Genomic DNA, 24277 nt, shown 5'->3' on the forward strand with positions numbered 1-24277 from the left:
GGACACAAAGCGTTGGCGATCACGCAACACCGCCCGCCGAGAGTGACCGCATGAGTCGAGAGATGTCCGATGCCCTCCCCGCCGTGCAGAGCCGCCCCGTCCGCCCTCGCTGGCGCCGCGACGTGGTGGAGCTGGCGGCCCTGTTCACCGCCGTGGCCGCCGCGGACACGGTGGCCCATCTGATCGGCCATGGGCCGGACGGTCCCGAGCTGCTGCTCGTCTCGGCGGCCGTCCTGCTGGCCACGGCGGGCTTCCATGTCTGGTGGGCGCGGCGTCACGGTCACGCGCCACCCGCCGCGGATACCGGCGCCCGGCCGCCCGCCGCACGCGAGCGGTCCGGGCCCGCCGGGGACAGCGGGAACCCCGGGGGCTCCTCCGTACGTTCCGCGCCGTCGGCGGAGGAATCCGGCCCCGGAAGCAGTCCCGGGAACGGCCCCGGCACGCCGTCCGGGGCGACCGCGCTGTGGCGGATGCGGGCGACCGTCCAGGACGCCCCGGGCTCCCTGGCCGCCCTGTGCGCGGCGCTCGCCCACCGCGAGGTGGACATCCTGAGCCTCCAGACCCACCCGCTGACGAGAAGCACGGTGGACGAGTTCCTGCTGCGCGCACCGCGCGGGACCACCGCAGCCGAGGTCACGGCGGCCGTGGCGGGGGCGGGCGGCACGGACATCTGGATCGAACGGGCGGACCCCCATGACCTGGTGGACGCGCCGACCCGGGTGCTGTCGTTGGCGACCCGCACGGCGCTGGACGCCGGGGAACTGCCCTCGGCGCTGCGCGCTCTCCTGGGCCGCTGCACGGTCCGTACCCGGTCCGCGCCCGCCGACGGGGCTCCCGGCCCGGTGGACGGCGGCACCGCGCTGCCGGTCGAGGGCGCCCTGGAGGGCACGGTGATCCGGCTGCACGCGCCGGGAGGCGGCACCCTCGTCGTGGAGCGCCCGTATCCGCCGTTCACCCCGACCGAGTTCGCGCGCGCCCGCGCGCTGGTGGAACTGGACACCCGGCTCGGCCCCCGTGTCCCGCGCGGCCAGGACGTGCTGCCCCTGCCGCACGGCGAGGCCGTGACCGTGCGCCGCGCCGATCTGTCGGACGTGGACGCGGCGACGGCCATGCACGGCCGCTGCTCGTCCGGCACCCTGCGGACGCGCTATCACGGCCCCGTCCAGGACGCGGACCGCTATCTGCGCCATCTGCTGAACCCGCACTTCGGCCGCACCCTCGTCGCCCGGACGGCCGCCGGACGGACCGTCGCCCTCGGGCATCTGCTCTGGGACGGCGACGAGACGGAGGTCGCGCTGCTGGTGGAGGACGAGTGGCAGCGCCGCGGCATCGGCGGTGAACTGCTGCGCAGGCTCGCGGACATGGCGGCGGAGGCGGGCTGCGCGCGGCTGTACGCGCTGACCCAGCCGTCCAACGCGGGGATGATCGCGGCGATGCGCGGGCTCGGTCTGCCGCTGGAGCACCAGTGGGACGAGGGCGCCCTCGTCATCACGGCCCGACTGGACACCGGCCCCGTCGGCCCCGCCAGTCCCGCCGACCCCGCGAGCCGCCAAGAGTCACGGCTCGGGACGGCACCGCCCGGTCCGACGGCCCACGGCACGGCATCTCATGGCGCGGCACCTCATGGCGCGGCGTACGTGTCGTAACTCCCCGCCGCCGTACCCCCGCCCGTACGACCACCCGGCCCCGCGTCCAGCGCCTGGTCCAGGTCCCGCCACAGGTCGTCCACGTCCTCCAGTCCCACCGACATCCTCAGCAGTTGTTCGGAGACCCCGGACGAACGGCGGTCGCCCTCCGCGACGATCCGGTGGCTGATCGACGCGGGATGCTGGATCAGGGTGTCGACGCTGCCGAGGCTGACCGCCGGGGTGATCAGCCGCACCGCGGCGATCACCTCGTGCGGATCACCGGCCACCTCGAAGGCGACCATCGCACCGCCCAGCCGCGGGTAAAGCACCTGGCGGACCCGGGGATCGGCGGTGAGCCGCCGGGCCAGCTCCGCCGCGGTCGCGGACGCGGCCCGCACCCGGACCGGCAGGGTCGCGAGGCCGCGCAGCAGCAGATATCCGGCCAGCGGATGCAGGACCCCGCCGGTGGCGAAGCGGACCCGGCGCAGATCGCGTGCGGTGGCCTCGTCGCAGGCGACGACACCGCCGAGCACGTCCCCGTGCCCGCCGAGGTACTTGGTGGCGCTGTGCAGCACGATCCGGGCACCGCTCTCCACGGGCCGCTGGAGGACGGGCGTGGCGAAGGTGTTGTCGGCGAGCAGCGGCACCTCTCCGCACTCGCGGGCGACGGCGCGCAGGTCCAGTTCCGCGAGGGTCGGGTTGGCCGGGGACTCCACGACGACGAGACCGGTGTCCGGGCGGATGGCGTCCGCGATACCGGAGGGGTCGACCCAGGTCACCTCGGTGCCGAGCAGCCCGGCGCCGAGCAGATGATCGCTGCACCCGTACAGCGGCCGGACGGCGACGACATGCCGGAGTCCGGCGGCGCTCCGTACCAGCAGCACCGCGGTGAGGGCGGCCATGCCGCTGGCGAACGCGACCGCGCTCCCGGTGCCCTCCAGCCGGGCGAGTGCCGTCTCGAAGCGGGCCACCGTGGGGTTGCCGAGCCGGGCGTAGACCGGGGGGCCGTCCGGTTCGGCGCCGTCGGCGGCGAACGCGTCGATGCGGGCGGCCTCGCCCCGGCTGTCGTACGAGGGGTAGGTGGTGGACAGGTCGAGGGGCGGCGCGTGCAGTCCGAGCCCGGGGAGGTCTTCGCGGCCCGCGTGCACGGCCTCCGTCTCCAGGGCGCGTGCGGTGGCCCGTACCGTCTCGTGCCTCGGGGCCTGGGCGGACGGGGCGGCGGGGGTCGCCCGCGTACCGTCCGGGCGGGGTCCGTCGGCGGACTCCGGGCCGGGGTGTGTGCCGGGATATGTGTCGAGGTCCATGGACACCAGGCTGAACACCGCCCGGCCGGTCGGCGCCGAACCCCGTGCTACGTTCGGCGGATGGCCGAAAGCGTCGCTCTCGATCCGGTGGACCTGCACATTCTGCGCGTCCTTCAGAACGACGCCCGGAGCACGTACCGCGAGCTCGCCGCGCAGGTCGGGGTCGCGCCGTCGACATGTCTGGACCGGGTGGCCAGGCTCCGCCGCAGCGGGGTGATCCTCGGGCACCGGCTGCGGCTCGATCCGGCCAAGCTGGGACGCGGGCTCCAGGCGCTGCTCAGCGTGCAGGTGCGTCCGCACCGGCGGGAGCTGGTGGGGCCGTTCGTGGAACGTGTCCGCGCGCTGCCCGAGGCCCGTTCGGTGTTCCATCTGACGGGGCCCGACGACTATCTCGTGCATGTGGCGGTGGCCGACGCCGCGGATCTCCAGCGGCTGGTGCTGGACGAGTTCACCTCACGGCGGGAGGTGGCGCGGGTCGAGACCCGGCTGATCTTCCAGCAGTGGGAGTGCGGTCCGCTGCTGCCACCGGGCACGCCGGCGCCGCCGGGAACGACGGCGCCGGGTGGCACCGCCCCGGCGTGACGCGACCCGACCGAACGTCACGTCACATCAGCCGCGGATCAGCAGGGCACCCGCTCGCCCTCGTCCAGCGCCGACTCCGTGCCGACCCAGAACTCCCCCTGGTCGAAGGTGAGGCGCAGCAGCACCGGCCACCCCTCCATGTCCTTCTCGAAGCAGAGGTCGGCCTGTTCACCGGGCGGCAGCCCGGCGGGGTCCTGGGCCGTCGCGACCCGCGACCAGCCGTCGCCCTCCGCGAGTTCCCGGTAGTGGTCGCGGACCGCCCGGTGGTCGCCGCCGAAGTCGTAGCCGCGGGTGGCGGACAGCAGTTCGTCGCCGCTGTCGTCCAGGCAGCCCACCTCCGGGGTGTGCCAGCCCTTGGACGCCCGCGCGCCCTCGGGCGGTGTCGCGAGGATGCCCACGGCGGACATCTCCTCGGCGCGCCCCTCGGTCCCCAGACAGTCGTCGTCCTCCAGAAGCAGACCGCCGAGCAGCCGGTCGAGCGCCAGCAGCAGTGCCGAGCCGAGGACCAGCGCCCCCACCACGCTCACCGCGACGAGCTGCGAGAACGTCAGCCCCTTGGATCGTGCGAAACCCATCCCGCCCCCAGGTGCGTCCAGGACGCCCCTGCGATTCCGGTTTGTGGCGCCCGGGGCAGAAGGTACACCCCGGCGCGCCCGAGTGGGACGGCTCGGCGTCCGCCCCGGGGCACCGGACGGCCGGAACCCGGGGGTCGTCCACTCGGGGCGCCGCCGGCCGAAGCCGAGAGCGGAATCCCCGTGACTGCGCCGGGGTCCTCATATGAGGATGGCCGCATGTCAGAGATCCAGAACCCGCTGCCCCGCGAGGTCGCCGACGCCTATGTCGACGAGCTCATCGCCCTCGACCCGGTCACCGGAACCTATCTCGGTGTGCGTGCCAGTTCGTCCGCGCTGCCGGACTACTCCCCCGCAGGTCAGGAGGGGCTCGCCGAGCTGGCCCGCCGTACGCTCGCCGGTCTGGAGGCCGCCGAGGCCCGGCCGGGCGCCGACGCGGACATCGAGCGGCGCTGCGCCCGGCTGCTGCGTGAGCGGCTGACGGCGGAACTGGCCGTCCATGACGCCCACGAGGGACTGCGCGCCGTCGGGAACATGCACTCCCCCGCCCACTCCGTCCGTGAAGTGTTCACGCTCACCCCGGCCGACACGGACGAGGACTGGGCGGCGATCGCCGCCCGGCTGCGCGCGGTGCCCGGGGCCCTCGCGGGCTACCGGGAGTCGCTGGGCCTCGGTCTGGAGCGCGAGCTGTACGCGGGCCCGCGCCCCACCGCCACGTTCGTCGAGCAGCTCGCCGAGTGGACCGGACCCGACGCGGACGGGCTCACCTGGTTCGAGCAGTTCGTCGCGCCGGGCCCCGAGGCGCTGCGCGCGGAGCTGACCGCCGCGGCGCGTACCGCCACCCACGCGTTCGCGGAGCTGCGCGACTGGATGGCCGAGGTCTACGCGCCGACGGTGGAGGGGGCGCCGGACCCGGTGGGCCGGGAGCGCTACGCGCGCTGGTCGCGCTACTTCAACGGCACGGACCTCGATCTGGACGAGGCGTACGCGTACGGCTGGGCGGAGTACCACCGGCTGCTGGCGGAGATGCGGACCGAGGCGGAGAAGGTCCTGCCCGGCGCGGCCACACCGTGGGTGGCGCTCGCCCATCTGGATGTGCACGGGCGGCACATCGAGGGTGTCGAGGAGGTGCGGGTCTGGCTCCAGGAGCTGATGGACAAGGCCATCGAGGCGCTGGACGGCACCCACTTCGACCTCGCGGACCGGGTGCGGGTGGTCGAGTCGCGGATCGCCCCGCCGGGCAGCGCGGCGGCCCCGTACTACACCTCCCCGTCGGAGGACTTCTCCCGTCCCGGGCGGACCTGGCTGCCGACGATGGGCCTGGACCGCTTCCCCGTGTACGACCTGGTGTCGACCTGGTACCACGAGGGGGTGCCCGGTCACCATCTCCAGCTCGCACAGTGGGCGCATGTGCGGGAGGACCTGTCGCGCTACCAGGCGGGCATCGGCGGTGTCAGCGCCAACTGCGAGGGCTGGGCCCTGTACGCCGAGCGGCTGATGGACGAGCTGGGCTTCCTCGCGGACCCCGAGGAGCGGCTGGGCTATCTCGACGCGCAGATGATGCGCGCGGCACGGGTGATCGTCGACATCGGGATGCATCTGGAGCTGGAGATCCCGGCCGATTCGCCGTTCCACCCGGGTGAGCGGTGGACGCCGGAGCTGGCGCAGGAGTTCTTCGGCGCGCACAGCAGCCGTCCGGCGGACTTCGTGGAGAGCGAGCTGACCCGCTATCTGTCGATCCCGGGCCAGGCCATCGGCTACAAGCTCGGCGAGCGGGCCTGGCTGCTGGGCCGTGAGCGGGCGCAGCGGCGGCACGGGGACGCGTTCGACGCGAAGGCGTGGCACATGGCGGCCCTGTCGCAGGGCTCGCTCGGGCTGGACGACCTGGTGGACGAGCTGTCCCGGTTGTAGGTCCACCGGTCGGGGCCCCGGTCCGGACCGCCGATCCCCGTGGAGGACCGCGTATGCGTCCCGGATTCCTGTTCTGTCACGACCCGTTGCGGCCCGCCCGGCCCGATCCGGAGTTCGCCGCCGAGGTCACGGCGGTCCGCGCGGCCGGGGCGCCGCTCGCGCTGATCGGCCATGACGCGCTGGCGGCGGGTGATCCGCGCGGGGCGGTGGCCCGGGTGCCGCGGGACTCGGGGCCGTACTGGTACCGCGGCTGGATGCTGCCGGCGGTGGAGTACGGGGAGCTGGCGCGGGCGCTCCGGGAGCGGGGCTGTGCGCTGATGACCCCGCCCGGGGCGTATGTCCGCGCCCATGAGCTGCCCGGCTGGTACCCGGTGTTCGCGGAACTGACCCCGCGCAGCGCGTGGTGCCCGGCGAGCCCGGGTACGCCACCGGGTACGGCCGCGCTGACGGAACTGGCCGGGCAGCTGGCGCCGGGTGCCGGGATCGTCAAGGACCATGTGAAGTCCCGCAAGCACGAGTGGGACGAGGCGTGCTTCGTCCCCGATCTCCGTGATCCGGTGCGGCTGTCGGCGGTGGTACGGAGGTTCTTCGCCCTTCAGGACGAGGCACTGGCCGGTGGGCTGGTGGTGCGGGAGTTCGAGCCGTTCGTCCCGGGCGGCGAGGCCCGCGTGTGGTGGCTGGACGAGGAACCGGTCCTGGTCACCGCGCACCCGGACACCCCCGCCGACCGTCCCCGGCCGGAGCTGACGGCGGTACGGGCGGCGGTCGCCGCACTGGGCTGCCGCTTCGTGACGACCGACCTCGCACTGCGGTCGGACGGCCGCGGCTGGCGGGTGGTGGAGGTGGGCGACGGCCAGGTGAGCGGACTGCCCCGGGGCTCCGGCGGGACGGCCCAGGCCCCTTCCCCCGGTGTTCCCGCGGGGGACGACGGGTCCGGCCCCGATCCGGCCGACGTGCTGGTACGGGCCCTGTACGGAGCGCCGGCCGCGGTTCGGTGGGGTCGGTGACGGCGGGGCGGCGCGACGCGGACCGGACGGCTGTTCGCTGATGAACACGGCCGCCCGTACGCCACCCTCACTCGGGCCGCCAGCGGACGGGGCCTGGGCCGTGATCGAGGCGAACACGGCCTGGGCGAGCGGTCATTACGCCTGTGACGGCGACGCGGCCCTTGAGGTGCTGCTGCGGTCGTCCCGTCCGCGTGCGGAGGTCCCGGCGGCGGACGTGCCGTTCCTGCGCGGCTGAGGACGGGACCGGGCCGCTTGTCCTGACGGTGGTGGCGGTTCGTCAGCAGCCGCAGTCGTCCGTCGCGCGGGGCGCGGTCAGCGGGTCGGCCTCGCGGCGCTCCGGGCCCTGGTGGGTCTCGTACGCGAAGCCCTCCCGGACCCAGTACTCGAAGCCGCCGATCATCTCCTTGACCTGGAAGCCCTGTTCGGCGAGCGCGAGGGCGGCCCGCGCGCCGCCGTCGCAGCCGGGTCCCCAGCAGTAGGTGACGACCGGGACGGACCGGTCAAGCAGCGCGGCGGCCGTGGCCGGGATCAGGGCGGTCGGCAGATGGACGGCGCCGGGCACATGCCCTTGGTCCCACGACTCGGTGGAACGCGAGTCGACGAGGACGAACCCGGGGTCGCCGCCCCCGGCCAGCGCGGCGGCCACGTCCGACACATCGGTGTGGAAGGCGAGCCGGGCGGCGAAGTACGCGGCGGCCCGCTCGGGGGCGGCGGGCGGGGTTCCCAGCACCCGGTGGGCGGGCGACGGGGTGGCCGTGGTCATGGCGAGGTCTCCTGTAGGTGCGTCTTGTCGGTGCGTCTTGTCGGTGCGTCTTGTCGGTGCGTCCTGGAGGTGCGGCGCAGCGGTCGGCGGGCCCGGGAGGGTGCCTGCGGTCCGGGTGCCGGTACCGGAGAATCTACGGAGGGGAAGGCCGTCGTTGAACCGGCGATCCACGGACCCCGCCCCGGTCCACCGTGGAATCGACTGGTAGAACTCGGGGATGACCGATCATTCCCCGGACGCCACCGACTGGCGCATCCTCGACGTACTCCAGCGTGAGGGCCGCGCCAGTTACGCGGAGCTGGCGCGGGCCGTGTCCATGTCCCCCAGCGCGGTGACCGAACGGGTCCGGCGGCTGGAGGAGTCGGGCGTGATCCGGGGCTACGCGGCCGTGGTGGACCCGGAGCGGCTGGGGCTGCCGATCCTCGCGTTCGTCCGGCTGCGCTATCCGACCGGCAACTACAAGCCGTTCCACGACCTGGTGGCGGTCACCCCGGAGATCCTGGAGGCGCACCACGTCACGGGCGACGACTGCTTCGTGATCAAGGTCGCCGCGCGGTCGATGAGCCATCTGGAACAGGTGTCCGGCCGGATCGGCGCCCTGGGTTCGGTCACCACGAGCGTGGTGTACTCGTCGCCGTTGCCGGGCCGTCCCGTCGGGCGCTGACCCGGACTTCGGCCCTCAGGCGTCGGGCCTGGCAGGACCCACGCGTCGACCCGGATGTCACCCCCGGCAGGACCGGAGCAGCCCGGGATCAGTCCGGGAGCGGCCAGTGAACGGACCTCGGAGCCGGCCCGGGAATCACCCCGCCGCACCCCGCTGCCGCACCACGGACCCGTCCCGGCCCTTCACGACCTCCAGCCGGGCGTGGACGCGCCTTCGCAGATCCGCGACATGGCTGACGATGCCCACACAGCGGTCCCGCTCGCGCAGGGAGTCCAGCACGTCGAGCACCTCGTCCAGGGTCTCCTCGTCCAGGCTGCCGAACCCCTCGTCGATGAAGAGGGTGTCGAGCCGTACTCCCCCGGCCTCGTCGGTGACCACGTCCGCGAGGCCCAGGGCGAGGGCCAGCGACACGAAGAAGGTCTCCCCGCCGGACAGTGTCGCCGTGTCCCGTTCCCGTCCGGTCCAGGCGTCGACGACATGGAGGCCGAGGCCCGAACGCCCGCGTCCGGTGCGGTCGTCGGAGTGCACCAGGGTGTAGCGGCCCTGGGACATCCGGGTGAGCCGGAGGGTCGCGGCGGCGGCGACCTGTTCGAGCCGGGCCGCGAGGACGTACGACTCCAGCCGCATCCGGTGCTCGTTCGCGGTGGACGTACCGGCGGTGAGCGCGGCGAGCCGGGCGATCCGGTCGTGCTCCTCGCGCCGGGGGGCCAGCGCACGGGCGGCGGCGGTGGCCCGGGTGGAGAGCCGTTCCAGGTCGTCGCGGTCGCGGATCGCGGCGGCGAGCCGGGAGGCGGCCTCCCGGGACACCCGCTCGGTGTCCCGCGCGTTCCGCTCGGCGGCCACCGGATCGGCCGGGGGCCGGGCCGCGGCGGCGGCCGTGTCCACCTCGGTGAGCGCCACCCGGACCTCGGTCTCCTCCTGGCTCCGGAGGTCCACCCGGTGCTGGAGCTCGCGGTGCGCCGCGCCGTCCAGCCGGGCGGCCGCGGCGGCCCCGGGGGTGTCGAACCCGGCGCGGAACGCGGCGTCGGCCGCGCGCGCGTCGGCCTCCTTCAGCCGGTGCGCGGTGTCGGCGGCCGTGCGCACGGCGTCGGCGGCGGCGGTCAGCAGCGTGACGCGGAGTTCGAGTTCGGCGGCGCGGGCGGCGACGCTGGTCGCGGTCCCGCGCGCGTGCGTCAGTTCCGCTTCGAGGCCGGCCGTCTCGCGCTCCAGCGCCTCGCGCCGGGACGCGCGGGCGGCGGCACGCCGGGCCGCCTCCTGCTGGGCGGCGACCCGGCGCGCGTGCTCGTCCTCGGCGCGGTCCAACGCCTCCTGGGCGGCGTGCAGACCGGAGGCGGCGCGATGGGCCCCGGTGAGTTCGTCGCGCAGCGTACCGACGGCCGCGGCGAGCGCCTCGGCCGGTTCGTCGCCCGCTCCGGCGGTGGCGGCGGCGAGTTCCTCGCGCAGCCGGGCGTGCTCGCGGGTGGCCTCGTCGCGCACGGCGTCCGCCCGCTGGTAGGCGGTGTGCGCGCGGTCCTCGGTGGCACGGTCCACATGGCCGGGTGACCGGCGCGCGGGGTGCGGGTGCTCGACGGAGCCGCACACCCCGCAGGGCGCGCCGTCGGTGAGGGCGGCGGCGAGTTCGGCGGCGATGCCGCTCAGCCGCTGTTCCTTGAGGTCGAGCCAGTGCTGACGGGCGTCGTCGGCGCGGGTGCGGGCGTCCCGGACGGCCTGCCCGGCCTCGTCGGCGTGGTCGGTGAGCCGGTCACGCAGCCGGGCGGAGTCGAGCCGCCGCCGGGCCGGTTCCAGCTGTCCGGCGAGGTGTTCGGCGCGGGCGACGGCCTCCTGGGCGCGGTCGATGTCGTGGCGCAGCGCGGTCCGGGTGGACTCCCAGTCAGCGAGCCAGCCCGTGGCGTCCTGGACGATGTCCTGGTCGGCGCGGTCCTCGCGTCGCGCCCCGGCGCGTTCGTCGGCGAGGGCGGCGAGTCGCCGTTCGGCGCGCCGCGCGGATTCCAGGCCGCCGAGTTCCTCGGTGGCCGTGCGGGCGGCGGCCGTCAGTCCGGCGGCGTCCAGGTCGGTGCGGCCCAGGTCGGTGACATCCGGTTCGGTGACGTCCGGTTCGGCGGTGGTCCCGTCGGTGGCTTCCGTACGCGGCTCCGAGCCGGTGGGCGCTACCGCGTGGCGCTCCGGCCCGGTGAGGGTGTCCGTGAGGGCCGCCCGGGCGCGGGTCTCGGCGGTGACGGCGTCCCGGTGGCGGGCCTCGGCGTCGGCGCGCAGTTCCAGCGCGGGCGCCACGGTGTCGGCCTTGCGTCCGCGCTCCAGCCGCAGCCGGTCCGTCTCGTCGGCCGCCGCCCGTTCGGCCAGCGAGGCGGCGCGTTCGCGGGCCCGGGCGAAACGTGTCTGGAGCCGGTGCAGTTCCCCCGCCTCGCGCGCGGTGTCCCGGGCCGTGCGGTGCCGTGCCTCGGCGGCTTCCAGGGCGCATTCGGCCCGGGTGACGCGTTCCCGGGCGCCGACGCGGACGGTGGCGGCCCAGGCGAGGACCGCGTCGCTCAGTCCGGGTTCGCCGGGTGCGGGGTCGGGCAGTGGCGCGTCGGCGTTGTCCCCGGCGGCCGTCACCATCTGGTTGGCCAGGGCGAGGAGTTCGGTGTCGGCGTCGCGTACGGCGGCCTCGCCCTGGCGGCGCCGCTGCGCGAGGTGCTGTTCCACGTCCGCGAAGCGGTGGGTGTCGAAGAGGCGGCCGAGGAGTCTGCCGCGGACCTCCGCGTCGGCGCGCAGGAACTTCGCGAAGTCGCCCTGCGGGAGCAGGACGACCTGGCAGAACTGTTCCTTGCTCATACCGAGGAGCTGTTTGATCTCCTCGCCGATCTCCTGGTGGGAGCGGCTGAGGTCCTTCCAGGCGCCACGTGCGGTGTCGTACTCGCGCAGCGCGCTGTACGCCTTCTCCTTGGTGGTGCCGTCGCCGCGCTTCTTGGGGCGCGTCCAGGGCGGCCGGCGGGTCACCTCGACCCGACGTCCGGCGGCGGTGAGGTCGAGGGTGACCTCGGTGACGGTGTCCGGGGCGGCGTGGTCGCTGCGCAGTCCGGTGCCCTGGCCGCTGTTGCGAGAGCCGGGCACCGTTCCGTAGAGCGCGTAGCAGACGGCGTCCAGGACGGAGGTCTTGCCCGCTCCGGTGGGGCCGTGCAGCAGGAAGAGTCCGGCGCGGGAGAGGTCGGCGAAGTCGACCTCCTGGACGCCGCCGAAGGGTCCGAACGCCTGGACGCGGAGCCGGTGCAGCCTCATCGGGGCACCTCCCGCACGATGTCGTCGGCGCGGACCGTGTCGAGCGCGTCGCGCAGGACGGTCCGCTCCCGCGCATCGGGTCCGGCCCCCCGGACATGGGCCACGAAGTCCTCCGCGATCTCCTGGTCGGTGCGTCCGGACAGCCGCCGCGCGTACGAGACGTCCCGTTCGCGCGGGGGGCGGTCGGGGGCGAAGACGAGGGCGAGGGTGTGCGGGAAGCGGGTGGTCAGCCTCGCCATGGCGTCGTCGGGGCGGACGGGGTCGGTGAGGGTGGCCTCGACCCAGGCGTCCTCGTGCGCGGTGAGGAGGGGGTCGTCCAGGAGGTCGGCGAGGCGGCCCCGGAGCCGGGCGAGCGCGCGCGGTACGGGGCAGTCGACGCGTTCGGCCGCTATCGCGCCGTCCGGGCCGAGGTCCACGAGCCACATGCTCTTGCGGTGGTCGGCCTCGGAGAACGAGTAGGGCAGCGGCGAGCCGGAGTAGCGGACGCGTTCACCGAGCCGCTGGCTGCCGTGGAGATGGCCGAGGGCGGTGTAGTCGACACCGTCGAACACCTGCGCGGGGACCGAGGCCACTCCCCCGACCGTGATGTCGCGTTCGCTGTCGCTGGTGCGTCCCCCGGTGACGAAGGCGTGCGCCAGGACGACGGAGCGGGTGCCCGCGGGGCGCCGCGCGAGATCCGCGCGCACCCGGTCCATCGCCGCGCCGAGCACTGTCTCGTGGCGGGCCCGCTCGACGCCGAACACGTCGCCGACCAGCGCGGGCTCCAGGTACGGCAGTCCGTAGAACGCGACGTCGCCGTGATCGTCGGACAGCAGGACGGGGGTGCCGACGGAGGCGGGGTCGGTGCGCAGATGGACGCCCGCGAGCCCGAGGAGTCCGGAGCCGACACCGAGCCGGCGGGCGGAGTCGTGGTTCCCGGAGATCATCACGGTGGGCACGCCGAGGTCCGCGAGGCGGTGCAGGGCGTCGTCGTAGAGCTCCACGGCGGCCAGCGGCGGGACCGCGCGGTCGTAGATGTCGCCGGACACCACCACGGCCTCCACCTCGCGGGCGCGGACCGTCTCCACGAGATGGGTGATGAACGCGGCCTGGGCGTCGAGCATGTTCACCCGGTGGAACGTCCGGCCGAGGTGCCAGTCGGACGTGTGCAGAATCCTCATGACACCTCTCCGGCCCGCATGCGCGCACTCCCCCTCGCAGGCGGCGACCGTACGGGTTCAGCACGGGCACCGCTGTCAGCACCGACCACACCGGGCGCCGACCGGCACCGGGTCCTCACCGGCCTCAGTCTGCCATCCGTGCCGGGGGCGGATGACCGTGACGGCTTACGCGGCCCGGATCGCCGGATCGCCCGGCGCGCAGGTCCGCACGCCCCGACCCCGCAGGCCCGCACACCCCGGCCCCGCAGGCCCGCACGCCCCGGCGCCGTGACACCCCGTGACGGCGCCCACCGTTCGGCCGCCCGCGGCCCGGGATTCGCGCCGAGGGCGACCCGTGCCGCCCCACCCGGGCGCCCGCCCGCTCCGCGACCGCCGGACGGCCCGCACCCGGGCCGCTCTCCCGGCGACCGGTCCGGCCCTTCCGACCGGCGGCCCGCCGCCCGGAATGCTATGACGTTATTGGTCGCTTTCTGACCTTTCGCCCCTCTCCAGGGAGGCACCCTCATGACCGGGACGACCACCAGCGGCACCGACACGGGCACGGACACGGACACCGATGTCGTGCACATCCTCTGGATCAACGCGGGCCTGAGCTGCGACGGGGACTCGGTGGCGCTGACCGCGGCCATGCAGCCGAGCATCGAGGAGATCGTGACCGGTGCGCTGCCGGGTCTGCCGAAGATCGCCGTGCACTGGCCGCTCATCGACTTCGAGTGCGGCCCCGTGCAGGGCGCGGACAACTTCGTCGAGTGGTTCTTCAAGGCGGACCGCGGCGAGCTCGATCCGTTCGTACTGGTGGTCGAGGGCTCGATCCCCAATGAGCAGATCAAGGAGGAGGGCTACTGGTGCGGCTTCGGTGACGATCCCGAGACCGGGCAGCCCATCACCACGAGCGAGTGGCTGGACCGGCTGGCGGCCAAGTCGACCGCGATCGTCGCGATCGGCACCTGCGCCACCTACGGCGGCATCCACGCCATGGCGGGCAACCCGACCGGCGCCATGGGGGTGCCCGACTACCTGGGCTGGGACTGGACGTCCAAGGCCGGACTGCCGATCGTCTGTGTGCCGGGCTGCCCCATCCAACCGGACAACCTCGCCGAGACGCTGACCTATCTGCTCTACCAGCTCGCCGGGTCCGCGCCGATGATCCCGCTGGACGACAAGCTGCGTCCCGCCTGGCTCTTCGGGGCGACCGTGCACGAGGGCTGCGACCGGGGCGGCTATTACGAACAGGGACAGTTCGCCTCGGAGTACGGCACCCCGGAGTGTCTGGTGCGGCTCGGCTGCTGGGGCCCGGTGGTCAAGTGCAACGTCACCAAGCGCGGCTGGATCAACGGCATCGGCGGCTGTCCCAACGTCGGCGGCATCTGCATCGGGTGCACCATGCCCGGCTTCCCCGACAAGTTCATGCCCTTCATGGACGCCCCGCCCGGATCGCATGTCTCCAGCAACGCCAGCTCCGCGTACGGCGCGGTGATCCGGAGGCTGCGCACGATCACCACCCGGACCCTCGACAAGGAACCCAAGTGGCGGCACACCGGCCGCCGGCTGACCACCGGGTACCGCCGCTCCCCCTGACCCGCGTCCGGCATCGCGCAAGGCCGCCGCCGTCCACCTCCCGCTCGTAGAAGGGCACGAAAAGACACCATGGCCTCAACGACCACAAAAGCCGGTGACGGCAGCGGCCTGACGGAGATGTCCTGGGACCCGATCACCCGGATCGTGGGAAGCCTGGGCATCCATACGAAGATCGACTTCAAGCAGAAGCGGGTCGCGGAGTGCTACAGCACCTCGTCCGTCTTCCGCGGGTACAGCGTGTTCATGCGCGGCAAGGACCCGCGCGACGCCCATTTCATCACCAGCCGGATCTGCGGCATCTGCGGCGACAACCACGCCACGTGCTCGGTGTACGCGCAGAACATGGCGTACGGGGTGAAGCCGCCGCACCTGGCCGAGTGGATCATCAACCTCGGTGAGGCCGCCGAGTACATGTTCGACCACAACATCTTCCAGGAGAACCTGGTCGGGGTCGACTACTGCGAGCGGATGGTCCGCGAGACCAACCCCGGGGTGCTGGAGCTCGCCGAACGCACCGAGGCACCGCACGCCGGCGACCACGGCTACCGGACGATCGCCGACATCATGCGCTCCCTCAACCCCATCGAGGGCGAGTTCTACCGGGAGGCGCTCCAGGTCAGCCGGTACACCCGGGAGATGTTCTGTCTGATGGAAGGGCGCCATGTGCACCCCTCCACGCTCTACCCCGGCGGGGTCGGCACGGTGGCGACGGTGCAGCTGTTCACCGACTACCTGACCCGGCTGATGCGCTACGTCGAGTTCATGAAGAAGGTCGTACCGCTCCACGACGACCTGTTCGACTTCTTCTACGAGGCGCTGCCCGGGTACGAGGAGGTGGGGCGCCGCCGGGTCCTGCTGGGCTGCTGGGGCAGCCTCAACGACCCCGCGCACTGCGACTTCACGTACCGCAACATGACGGACTGGGGCCGCAGGATGTTCGTCACCCCGGGTGTCGTCGTGGACGGCAAGCTGGTCACCAACGACCTCACCGAGATCAATCTGGGCATCCGTATCCTGCTCGGCAGCTCGTACTACGAGGACTGGCAGGGCAAGGACCTCTTCGTCACCCATGACCCGCTGGGCAATCCGGTGGACCCCCGCCACCCGTGGAACCAGCACACCATCCCCGCCCCGCAGAAACGGGACTTCGACGACAAGTACAGCTGGGTGATGTCCCCCCGCTGGTTCGACGGCAAGGAGCATCTGGCGCTGGACACCGGCGGCGGCCCGATCGCCCGGCTGTGGTCGACCGCGCTGTCCGGGCTGGTCGACATCGGCTACGTCAAGGCGACCGGCCACAGTGTGCTGATCAACCTGCCCCGGTCGATGACCAAGCCCGAGACCACCTTCGAGTGGAAGATCCCCCGGTGGAGCAATGCCATCGAACGCAACCGCGCCCGCACCTACTTCCAGGCGTACGCCGCCGCGGCGGCACTGCACTTCGCGGAGAAGGCGCTGGAGGAGGTCCGTGCCGGACGCACCCAGACCTGGGAGAAGTTCGAGGTGCCGGACGAGGGCCTCGGCTGCGGCTTCACCGAGGCGGTGCGCGGTGTCCTCTCGCACCACATGGTGATCCGCGACGGCAAGATCGCCAACTACCATCCGTACCCGCCGACCCCGTGGAACGCCAGCGTCCGGGACAGCTACGGCACCCCCGGCCCGTACGAGGACGCGGTGCAGAACACCCCGATCTTCGAGGAGAACCCGCCGGAGACCTTCAAGGGCATCGACATCATGCGCGCGGTCCGCAGCTTCGACCCGTGTCTGCCGTGCGGGGTGCACATGTACGTGGGCGGCGGCCGCACCCTTCAGCAGATGCACGTCCCCACCGGGCTGAGCGGACTGAGCGGATGACGGCGGAGGCCACCGGCGTACGGGTGCAGGAGGCGCTGGACCGGCTGACCGGCAGCGGCGCCCTGGAGGCGGGCGAGGAACTCGTCCGCGAACTGCTGTCGTTCTACGGCGAGGGCCTGACCGCGCTCGTCGGCGCGCTGCCGCCGGGCGCGCTGGACCCGGCCCTGGACCATCCGGCCGCGGCCGGGCTGCTCGTCCTGCACGAGCTGCACCCGGAGGGCGTCGACCAGCGGATCGCCCGCGCCCTGGCCGGACTGCCGGGCGACCCGGCCGCACTCGTCGGCTACGAGCCCGGCAGCGGCACCCTGACCCTGCGGCGCGCGGAGTCCGGGGGCGGCTGCGGTTGCGGCGGGGGCGGCGGCGAGCAGGAGATCGAGGACGTGATCGCCTGCCATGCCCCGGAGGTGACCGCGGTGGTCTGGGAGCGGGCCCCCGCGCTGCTCCAGATCGGCAGCCGCCCACCGGTCCCGACGGAGGTCCGGTGACCATCCGCCAGCTCCCCCGTACCGGCTCCGCACTGCTGCGCAGGATGCGGGAACCCGCCCCGCCCCGGCCGGAGCGCTGCACCTTCTGCGGCGCGGGTCTGCCACCGGGGCACCGGCACCTCGCTGACACCGCCGAACGCGCCCTCGTCTGCGCCTGCACGGCCTGCGTGCTGCTGTTCCAGCAGCCGGGCGCGGCGGACGGCCGCTACCGCGTGGTCCCCGACCGGTGTCTGAGCGATCCCGGCCGGGAGCCCGGCGAGGACACCTGGCGGACGCTCGGCATCCCGGTCAGCACCGCGTTCCTGATGCTGGGCACCGCCCCGGCCCGGCCGGTGCTCTGCTACCCCGGCCCGGCCGGGGCCACCGAGAGCGATCTGGAACCGGAGACCTGGCGGACCGCGTTCGCCGGGAACCGGCTGGCGGCGCTGCTGGAGCCCGATGTGGAGGCGCTGCTGCTGCGCCGGACCCATGGCCGCGTCCGGTGCTTCCTGGTGCCGGTCGACCGTGCCTACGAGCTGGTGGGCCGGATGCGGCTGCACTGGCGCGGCTTCGACGGCGGTTCCGAGGCCCATGCCGAACTTGACGCCTTCTTCGCCGCCGTCCAGGAGCGGGCCGTGGCCCTGCCCGAGGAGACGACCCCATGAGCGAACTGCGCTTCCACTGCGTGGGCGTGCGCGCCGACCCGTACGCCGCCGGGCCCACCCTGGTCCTCCGGCTGCGGATCACCGCCGAGCCGGACGTCCCGGTGCACGCGGTCGCGCTGCGCTGCCAGCTGCGGATCGAACCGGCGCGCCGGAAGTACGCCGAGGGTGAGGGCGAACGGCTGACGGACCTGTTCGGCGAGCGTTCCCGCTGGGGCAGCACGCTGCACCCGATCCAGTTCGCGCAGGTCGCCCTGATGGTGCCGGGGTTCACCGGTGAGACCGAGGTGGACGTCGTCGTGCCGTGCACCTACGACCTGGACATCGCCGCGACCCGCTACTTCCGGGCCCTGGACGAGGGCGAGGTACCGCTGTTGCTGCTGTTCTCCGGCACGGTCTTCAGCGGTCCCGCCGGTTTCCGGGTCACCCCGGTGGCCTGGGACCGCGAGGCCGCCGTCCGGCTGCCGGTACGGGTGTGGCGGGAGATGATCGAGCAGCACTTCCCCGGCTGCGGCTGGCTGCGGCTCCCCGGTGACCTCATGGACGCCCTGCTCGCCTTCCGCACCCGCCGCGGGCTGCCGTCCTGGGAGGACACCGTACGCGCGCTGCTGGCCGCGGCGGAGCCCGCCGCCGGGGAACCCGTCGGTATCGCGGAACCCGCCGGTATCGGGGAGGGCGTATGACCACGGACGCGACCGGAGCGCCCGGTGCGGCGGACGTGACCATTGCGACAGGTGCGACCGGCTGTACGGACGCGGCCGGCGACACAGGTACGACCGGCCAGCCGGCGCGCGGTCCCGAGGACACGGTGCGCTTCCCCGACGAACCCGTGCGCTTTCCCGAGGACGTGGAGCGGCGCCTCGCGTCGGTGCGGCAGATCGCCGACGCCGTGCTGTTCGAGGGCTATGTGCTCTACCCGTACCGTGCGTCGGCGGCCAAGAACCAGCTCCGCTGGCAGTTCGGCGTACTCGTCCCGCCCGGCTGGGCCGCGGTCTCCGGGGAACCCGCGCACCAGCGGACCGAGCTGCTGATGGAGCCCCGCCCCGGCGCCCGGCTCGCGGTGGAGCTGCGGTTCCTGCGGGCCCGGCGCAGAACCGTCCAGCGCGCGACGGAGGGCGGCCGCTGGACGGACGTCTCGGAACTGGACCTGGGCGAGCGGGTGCTCGTCCCCTGGGACGAGGGCGTGGAGGAGCACGTCCGGCTGCTGGTGCCGGTGGAGGACCTGGCGCGCGACGACGGAGTCACCCACGCCTTCCGGCTGCCCGCGTGCGAGGAGGAGGAGCAGGTCGACGAGGCGGGTGTCCGGGTGGGACGGCTGCTGCGGGCGCGCGAGAGCGCCGAAGCGGTGATCCGGCTGCGGACCCAGGAGGTCCCCGGGCCGTACGGCGCCCTTCGGCTGACGGCCGTCGTGGAGAACACCAGCGGCTGGACGGCCACCGGCGCGGACCGCCGGGACGCCGCGCTGCCCCACTCGCTGGTCTCCGCGCATCTGCTGCTCGCCCTCGACCGGGGCACCTTCCTTTCGGTGACCGATCCGCCCCGCTGGGCCGCGCCGGCGGTGGCCGGTTGCCGCAACGAGCACACCTGGCCGGTACTGGCCGGGGAACCGGGCCGTGACCAGGTGGTGCTGTCCTCGCCGATCATCCTGGAGGACCATCCGCGGATCGCCCCGGAAAGTCCGGGCGCGCTCTACGACGCCACCGAGATCGACGAGATCCTCGCGCTGCGCACCGCCGCGCTGACCGACCGGGAGAAGCGCGAGGCCCGGGGCACCGACGACCGGGCGGGCGCCGTCATCGACCTGGCCGACTCGATGCCCCCCGAGGTGCTGGAACGGCTCCACGGCGCGATCCGCGCCCTGGACGCGGTGTCCCCTCCCCCGGACCCAGCGGATGCCCTGGACCGGTTCAGCGCCTCGCCCCTCACCGGAGTCCCGGACGACGGCGTGCCGACCTACGGTGTCCCGGCCGACCCGGCGCAGCCCTGGTGGGACCCGGGGGCCGACCGGGACGTGGACCCCGCCCGGGACCGGGTGCTGATCGACGGACGGCAGATCGGCGCGGGGAGCCGGGTGGTGCTGGGCGCCGGGGGCCGGCGCACCGACGCGCAGGACGCGTTCCTGCACGGGCGCACCGCGCTGGTGGAGGCGGTCCTGCACGATGTCGACGGCTCGGTGCATCTGGCGGTCACCGTGGAGGGTGACCCCGGGGCGGACATCTGGCGGGCCCAGGGCAGGTTCCGCTACTTCCAGCCCGACGAGGTCACCCCGCTGGAGGAGTCATGACCGGCGGACGGACGCTGGTCGCGGGCGTCGGCAACATCTTCCTCGGTGACGACGGCTTCGGCGTCGAGACCGTCCGGCGGCTGGTCCTCGCGGGAGTGCCGGACGGGGTCGACGTGGTCGATGTCGGGGTGCGCGGCGTCCATCTGGCGTACCAACTGCTCGACGGCTACGGGACGGTGGTCCTGGTGGACGCCGCGTCCCGTGGCGGGGCGCCGGGCACCGTCTATCTGATCGAGGCGCAGGCGGGGCAGGTGGAACCGTCGGGTCCGGCCGCGCTGGACGGCCACCGGATGGGTCCGGACGCCGTGCTCGCGCTTCTCGCGACGCTCAGCGCGAGCACCGGGGGCGTCCCGCCGGAACGGGTGCTGGTGGTGGGGTGCGAGCCCGCCTCGCTGGAGGAGGGCATCGGGCTGAGCGCCCCGGTGACGGCGGGGGTCGAGCAGGCCGTCCGGCTGATCCGACGGGTCGTCAGCGGTGAGGCCGTCGGCGACGAGGCCGTCAGCGAGGGGGCCGTCGAAGAGGGTGGGCAGGCGGCGGGGGTCGAACCGTCCGACAGAAAGGCGCCATCATGCTGAAAGCCCTGCTCGCCACGGCCGCGGGGGCCGCCGCCGTGGTGGTGATCCGGCTGACCCTGCCCGACCTGAGGCGGTATCTGCGGATCTCCCGGATGTGAACCGTGCTCGTTCCCGGGCACGGCGGTGCGGCGCGGCCGTCCGGGGACGGCGCTGCTGCGAACGGGGCGGGCCGCACCGGCGGGCGGCGTGGCACCCGGCCCCTCCCGCGACCGCGCCGTGCAATGGAGCCGCGGTCACGCCGGACGACGGAGCCGCCGTCGACCGTCCGGCACGCGCCGTGGAACGAGGCGTACCGATGCATGAGATGTCGATCGCCGCGGCCGTCGTCGACCAGGTGACCTCGGCCGCCGCCGACCGGGGCGCGACAGCGGTGACCACGGTCCGGCTCGATGTCGGTGAGCTCGCCGGGGTGGTACCGGCGGCCCTGGACTTCTGCTTCGCGCTGGTCTGCGAGGGGACGCCCCTGGAGGGCGCCCGTCTGGTGACCCGGAGCGTCCCGGCGCGGGCGCGGTGCGGTCCCTGCGACACCGAGTGGTCCCCGGGCGTCCCGCCCGATCTGGTGTGTCCCCGCTGCGGGGGCGCGCGGGCCGAGCTGCTGACGGGCCGTGAACTACAGATCCGCGACGTCGAGTGGGCCGACGGCCCGCTGCACGCGCACAGCTGACGAGGAGGACGGTGTCCCATGTGCCGTACGACCGATCTCCGGCAGGCGGTACTCGCCCACAACGACGACAGCGCGCGGGCGCTGCGGGCCGAGCTGGCGGCCAGGGGGACCGTCGCCGTCAGCCTGCTGTCCAGCCCCGGCAGCGGCAAGACGGCGCTGCTGGAGACGGAGCTCGCGCTGGCCCGCGAGCGCGGTGTCCCCGTGGCCGCGCTGACCGCCGACCTCGCGACCGAGAACGACGCCCGGCGGCTGGCCCGCACCGGGGTACCGGTCCAGCAGGTGCTCACCGACGGTCTGTGCCATCTGGAGGCCGTGATGCTGCGCGGGTACCTCGCGGGCTGGCTGCCGTCGGACACCCGGGTGCTGTTCGTGGAGAACGTGGGCAATCTGGTCTGTCCGGCCTCCTACGACCTCGGTGAGTCGCTGCGGGTGACGCTGGCGTCGGTCACCGAGGGCGAGGACAAGCCGCTCAAGTACCCGGGCGCGTTCGGGCTGGCCCAGCTCGTCCTGGTCACCAAGACGGACATCGCCGCGGCCGCCGGCTTCGACCGGGACACGTTCCTGGCGAACGTCGCCCGGGTGAACCCCGGTGTGGAGGTGGTGTTCACCTCGGCGCGCGACGGGCAGGGTCAGGGGGTCCTGCTGGAGCGCGCCCTGGCCGTGCGGGACGGCGCCGAGGCGCACCGCCCGGTGATGACCCGTACCGCCGGGGACCGGGACACCCCGCCCGTCGTCCTGCCGCAGTCCCCGGCCCACGCTCACCCGCACGAGCACGAGCACGCGCACGCGCATCCCCACCCGCACCCGCATCCGGTCGCGGACCAGTTGTGACCTCGACCGGGGGGTCCGTGGCGGCGGCGCGCCGGAGGGTCGCCGTCCAGGGGGTGGTGCAGGGCGTCGGCTTCCGGCCGTTCGTCTACACACTGGCCACCGAACTCGGGCTCTCCGGACATGTCGTCAATACCGGCGAGGGTGTTCTCGCGGAGATCGAGGGGCCGCCGGACGCCGTCGATGTGTTCTGCCGCCGGGTGGCGACGGACGCGCCGAGCCCGGCGGCGGTCGACTCGGTCCGGCACGAGGTCATCGCGCTCACCGGGACGAAGGGGTTCATGATCACCCCGTCCCGCGCGGTCGGATCGAGGGGCGCGAGCCTCATCCCGCCCGACACCGCGACCTGTTCGCGATGCGTCGCCGAACTGCGTGACCCCGCCGACCGCCGCCACCGGCATCCGTTCATCACCTGCACGGGCTGCGGCCCCCGCTTCACCATCGCCACGGCACTGCCGTACGACCGGGCCCGGACGACGATGGCGGGCTTCCCGCTGTGCGAGCGGTGCGAGCGGGAGTACGGCGACCCGGCCGACCGGCGGTTCCACGCCCAGCCCGTCTCCTGCCACGACTGCGGGCCCCGGCTCTCGCTGATCGTGCCGGGCGCCGGGCCGCTCGGCGGCGGGACGGCCCTCGTCCGGGCCAGGGAACTCCTCGCGGGCGGCACGATCCTGGCGGTCAAGGGCATCGGCGGCTACCACCTGGCGTGCGACGCGGGCGACCCGGCGGCCGTCGCCCTGCTGCGCCGCCGCAAGCGGCGCGGCGACAAGCCGTTCGCCGTGATGGCACGCGATCTCGCGGACATCGAGCCGCTGGTGGAGCTCGGCCCGTTGGAACGGGAGCTGCTGACCGGGCCGGTGCGGCCGGTGGTCCTGCTGCGGCGCCGGACGGACACCCGCGCGGCGGACCGGGAGCGGGCCGCCCCGGTGGCCCTGGAGGCCGTCGCCCCGCGCTGCCCGGACCTCGGGGTGCTGCTGCCGTACACCCCGCTGCACCATCTGCTGCTCGGCCTGCCGGGTGACCCGCCCGGGCCCCGGGTGCTGGTGATGACCAGCGCCAATCTCGGCGGCGAGCCTCTCGTCACCGACGACGGCGAGGCGCTGGAACGGCTCGCGCCGCTGGTGGACGGCTGGCTGACGCACGACCGCCCGATCCATGTCCCCTGCGACGACTCGGTGGTGCGGGTGGTCGACGGTGTGCCGTTCCCGCTGCGCCGGGCGCGCGGCTACGTACCCGCCCCGATCCCCCTCCCGCTGCCGGTGGGCCCGTCGCTCGCGGCGGGCGGCGACCTCAAGAACGTGCTCGCCGTGGCCGAGGGCCGCCGGGCGTGGCTGTCGGGGCACATCGGCGACATGGACGACCTGGCCACCCTGACCGCCTTCGACCGGGCCGCCGAACATCTCGCCGCGCTGACCGGGGTGACCCCCGCGACGGTCGCCGTGGACCGGCACCCGGGCTACCGCTCGGCCGCGCGGGCCCGCCGGGGCCACGACCGGCCGGTGGTACGGGTGCAGCACCATCACGCGCATGTCGCGTCGGCGATGGCGGAGCACGGGCTGGACGGCGGACGCCAGGTCATCGGTGTCGCGTTCGACGGCACCGGGTACGGCGACGACGGCGCGGTGTGGGGCGGCGAGGTGCTCCTCGCGGACTACGCCGGGTTCCGCCGTTTCGCCCAGCTCGCGTATGTGCCGCTGCCGGGCGGTGACGCGGCGGTGGAGCGCCCGTACCGGATGGCGCTGGCCCATCTGCGGGCCGCAGGCATCCCCTGGGCCCCGGACCTGCCACCGGTCGCCGTGTGTCCCGACGACGAACTCCGGGCGCTGGCACACCAGTTGGAGACCGGCCTGGCCTGCGTCCCCACCTCCAGCATGGGCCGGCTCTTCGACGCGGTGTCGTCGCTCGCCGGTGTCCGCCACCGGGCCGGGTACGAGGCGCAGGCGGCGATCGAGCTGGAGGGCGCGGCACACGCGTACGGTCCGGCACACGCGCAAGGACCGGGGCACCCTCACGGTCCCGCGCGCCCCCACGGCCCGGGGCCCGGCGGTGACCCCTCGCCCCGCCGTGGTCCGTCGTCCGGCGGTGGCCCCGGGGACGGTGTCGGCCCCGGGCACGGTGTCGGCCCCGGGGACGGTGTCGGCCCCGCGCCCGCCTACCGCTTCGCGCTGCGTCCGCACGAGGAGCGCTGGCTGGCCGACCCGGCGCCCGTCCTCGCCGCGGTGGTGGCCGATGTCCGGGCCGGGGCGGCGGCCGGTCTGATCGCGGCGCGTTTCCACCAGGCGGTGGTGGACCTGGTGCGCGCCCTCTGCGCGCTCGCGCGCCGCGCCGACGGGCCGGGGACCGTGGCGCTGACCGGCGGGGTGTTCGGCAACGCCCTGCTGCTGTCGGGCTGCGCGCGGGCGCTGGAGGCGGACGGCTTCACGGTGCTGCGGCACAGGAACGTGCCCCCCGGTGACGGGGGACTGGCCCTCGGCCAGCTCATGGTGGCCGCACGGGCCGTGACCTGAGAGAAGGAGAGCCGT

22 protein-coding genes are annotated in these 24277 nt (G+C 74.2%); 17 read left to right on the top strand and 5 right to left on the bottom strand.

What is annotated here, in order from left to right:
• Positions 1–50: 50 nt before the first annotated feature.
• On the top strand, positions 51–1646 hold the full coding sequence (locus AB852_RS34585; protein ID WP_079185141.1) for a GNAT family N-acetyltransferase: 1596 nt from the start codon (positions 51–53) through the stop codon (positions 1644–1646).
• On the opposite strand, the gene AB852_RS34590 is transcribed toward AB852_RS34585, so the two are convergent.
• Positions 1622–2932: a trans-sulfuration enzyme family protein gene (locus AB852_RS34590; RefSeq protein WP_079185156.1), complete on the bottom strand. Its 1311-nt coding sequence runs from the start codon at positions 2930–2932 to the stop codon at positions 1622–1624. The two genes, AB852_RS34585 and AB852_RS34590, sit on opposite strands and share 25 nt — an antisense overlap.
• A gap of 60 nt (positions 2933–2992) precedes the next feature.
• On the opposite strand from AB852_RS34590, the gene AB852_RS34595 reads away from it, so the two are divergent.
• Positions 2993–3514, top strand: a complete 522-nt coding sequence (locus AB852_RS34595) for an Lrp/AsnC family transcriptional regulator (protein WP_073794773.1) — start codon at positions 2993–2995, stop codon at positions 3512–3514.
• 38 nt (positions 3515–3552) lie between these two features.
• Here AB852_RS34595 and AB852_RS34600 read toward each other — a convergent pair whose 3' ends face one another.
• The gene (locus tag AB852_RS34600) at positions 3553–4089 is read right to left on the bottom strand and encodes a hypothetical protein (RefSeq protein ID WP_073794775.1); all 537 of its coding nucleotides are present in this window, start codon (positions 4087–4089) and stop codon (positions 3553–3555) included.
• Positions 4090–4305: 216 nt separating this feature from the next.
• Between AB852_RS34600 and AB852_RS34605 the strand changes: the two genes are divergently transcribed.
• The 3 genes from AB852_RS34605 (at position 4306) to AB852_RS41445 (ending at position 7239) form a co-directional block, all read left to right on the top strand.
• On the top strand, positions 4306–5997 hold the full coding sequence (locus AB852_RS34605) for a DUF885 domain-containing protein (RefSeq protein WP_073794778.1): 1692 nt from the start codon (positions 4306–4308) through the stop codon (positions 5995–5997).
• A 53-nt stretch (positions 5998–6050) separates the two neighbouring features.
• Positions 6051–7004: an ATP-grasp domain-containing protein gene (locus AB852_RS34610; RefSeq protein ID WP_073794781.1), complete on the top strand. Its 954-nt coding sequence runs from the start codon at positions 6051–6053 to the stop codon at positions 7002–7004.
• Positions 7005–7104: 100 nt separating this feature from the next.
• A complete protein-coding gene (locus tag AB852_RS41445) occupies positions 7105–7239 on the top strand; it encodes a hypothetical protein (RefSeq protein ID WP_281257862.1) in 135 nt (44 codons plus the stop codon).
• Positions 7240–7281: 42 nt separating this feature from the next.
• On the opposite strand, the gene AB852_RS34620 is transcribed toward AB852_RS41445, so the two are convergent.
• Positions 7282–7767: a rhodanese-like domain-containing protein gene (locus AB852_RS34620; protein ID WP_073794786.1), complete on the bottom strand. Its 486-nt coding sequence runs from the start codon at positions 7765–7767 to the stop codon at positions 7282–7284.
• A gap of 217 nt (positions 7768–7984) precedes the next feature.
• Between AB852_RS34620 and AB852_RS34625 the strand changes: the two genes are divergently transcribed.
• Positions 7985–8431, top strand: coding sequence for an Lrp/AsnC family transcriptional regulator (locus AB852_RS34625; RefSeq protein WP_073794789.1), 447 nt, complete (start codon positions 7985–7987; stop codon positions 8429–8431).
• A 135-nt stretch (positions 8432–8566) separates the two neighbouring features.
• Here the strand turns inward: AB852_RS34625 and AB852_RS34630 are convergent, their stop codons facing one another.
• Together AB852_RS34630 and AB852_RS34635 are read right to left on the bottom strand one after the other, a co-directional pair.
• Positions 8567–11686, bottom strand: a complete 3120-nt coding sequence (locus AB852_RS34630) for an AAA family ATPase (protein WP_073794791.1) — start codon at positions 11684–11686, stop codon at positions 8567–8569.
• Positions 11683–12846 carry an exonuclease SbcCD subunit D gene (locus AB852_RS34635; RefSeq protein ID WP_073794794.1) on the bottom strand — a complete coding sequence of 388 codons (1164 nt, stop codon included), beginning with the start codon at positions 12844–12846 and terminating at the stop codon, positions 11683–11685. Before AB852_RS34635 ends, AB852_RS34630 begins: the two co-directional genes overlap by 4 nt.
• Positions 12847–13350: 504 nt before the next feature.
• On the opposite strand from AB852_RS34635, the gene AB852_RS34640 reads away from it, so the two are divergent.
• The 11 genes from AB852_RS34640 to hypF all read left to right on the top strand — a co-directional run bounded on the left by AB852_RS34640 (position 13351) and on the right by hypF (position 24262).
• Positions 13351–14424 carry an NADH-quinone oxidoreductase subunit B family protein gene (locus AB852_RS34640; protein ID WP_073794797.1) on the top strand — a complete coding sequence of 358 codons (1074 nt, stop codon included), beginning with the start codon at positions 13351–13353 and terminating at the stop codon, positions 14422–14424.
• Between the two features lie 69 nt (positions 14425–14493).
• Positions 14494–16278, top strand: coding sequence for a nickel-dependent hydrogenase large subunit (locus AB852_RS34645; protein ID WP_073794800.1), 1785 nt, complete (start codon positions 14494–14496; stop codon positions 16276–16278).
• Positions 16275–16763 carry a thioredoxin gene (locus AB852_RS34650; RefSeq protein WP_073794803.1) on the top strand — a complete coding sequence of 163 codons (489 nt, stop codon included), beginning with the start codon at positions 16275–16277 and terminating at the stop codon, positions 16761–16763. The genes AB852_RS34645 and AB852_RS34650 overlap by 4 nt, the downstream gene beginning before the upstream one ends.
• Before the next feature lie 2 nt (positions 16764–16765).
• The gene (locus AB852_RS34655) at positions 16766–17407 is read left to right on the top strand and encodes a DUF5947 family protein (RefSeq protein WP_425444207.1); all 642 of its coding nucleotides are present in this window, start codon (positions 16766–16768) and stop codon (positions 17405–17407) included.
• Positions 17404–18087: a DUF6084 family protein gene (locus AB852_RS34660; protein WP_073794806.1), complete on the top strand. Its 684-nt coding sequence runs from the start codon at positions 17404–17406 to the stop codon at positions 18085–18087. Before AB852_RS34655 ends, AB852_RS34660 begins: the two co-directional genes overlap by 4 nt.
• On the top strand, positions 18084–19688 hold the full coding sequence (locus AB852_RS34665; RefSeq protein WP_245877037.1) for a hypothetical protein: 1605 nt from the start codon (positions 18084–18086) through the stop codon (positions 19686–19688). The genes AB852_RS34660 and AB852_RS34665 overlap by 4 nt, the downstream gene beginning before the upstream one ends.
• Positions 19685–20263 carry a hydrogenase maturation protease gene (locus tag AB852_RS34670; protein ID WP_073794809.1) on the top strand — a complete coding sequence of 193 codons (579 nt, stop codon included), beginning with the start codon at positions 19685–19687 and terminating at the stop codon, positions 20261–20263. The genes AB852_RS34665 and AB852_RS34670 overlap by 4 nt, the downstream gene beginning before the upstream one ends.
• Entirely contained in the window at positions 20257–20361 is a 105-nt protein-coding gene (locus tag AB852_RS41710; RefSeq protein ID WP_385924093.1) for a DUF6893 family small protein, read from the top strand. The genes AB852_RS34670 and AB852_RS41710 overlap by 7 nt, the downstream gene beginning before the upstream one ends.
• Before the next feature lie 197 nt (positions 20362–20558).
• Complete coding sequence (gene hypA, locus AB852_RS34675; RefSeq protein ID WP_073794811.1) at positions 20559–20927, top strand: hydrogenase maturation nickel metallochaperone HypA; 369 nt, start codon at positions 20559–20561, stop codon at positions 20925–20927.
• 18 nt (positions 20928–20945) lie between these two features.
• Positions 20946–21758, top strand: coding sequence for a hydrogenase nickel incorporation protein HypB (gene hypB / locus AB852_RS34680; RefSeq protein ID WP_073794813.1), 813 nt, complete (start codon positions 20946–20948; stop codon positions 21756–21758).
• Complete coding sequence (gene hypF, locus AB852_RS34685) at positions 21755–24262, top strand: carbamoyltransferase HypF (protein ID WP_073794816.1); 2508 nt, start codon at positions 21755–21757, stop codon at positions 24260–24262. Before hypB ends, hypF begins: the two co-directional genes overlap by 4 nt.
• The last annotated feature ends 15 nt before the right edge of the window (positions 24263–24277 follow it).

It is taken from the genome of Streptomyces uncialis (assembly GCF_001905345.1).
In the GTDB taxonomy this organism is placed as follows: Bacteria; Actinomycetota; Actinomycetes; order Streptomycetales; family Streptomycetaceae; genus Streptomyces; species Streptomyces uncialis.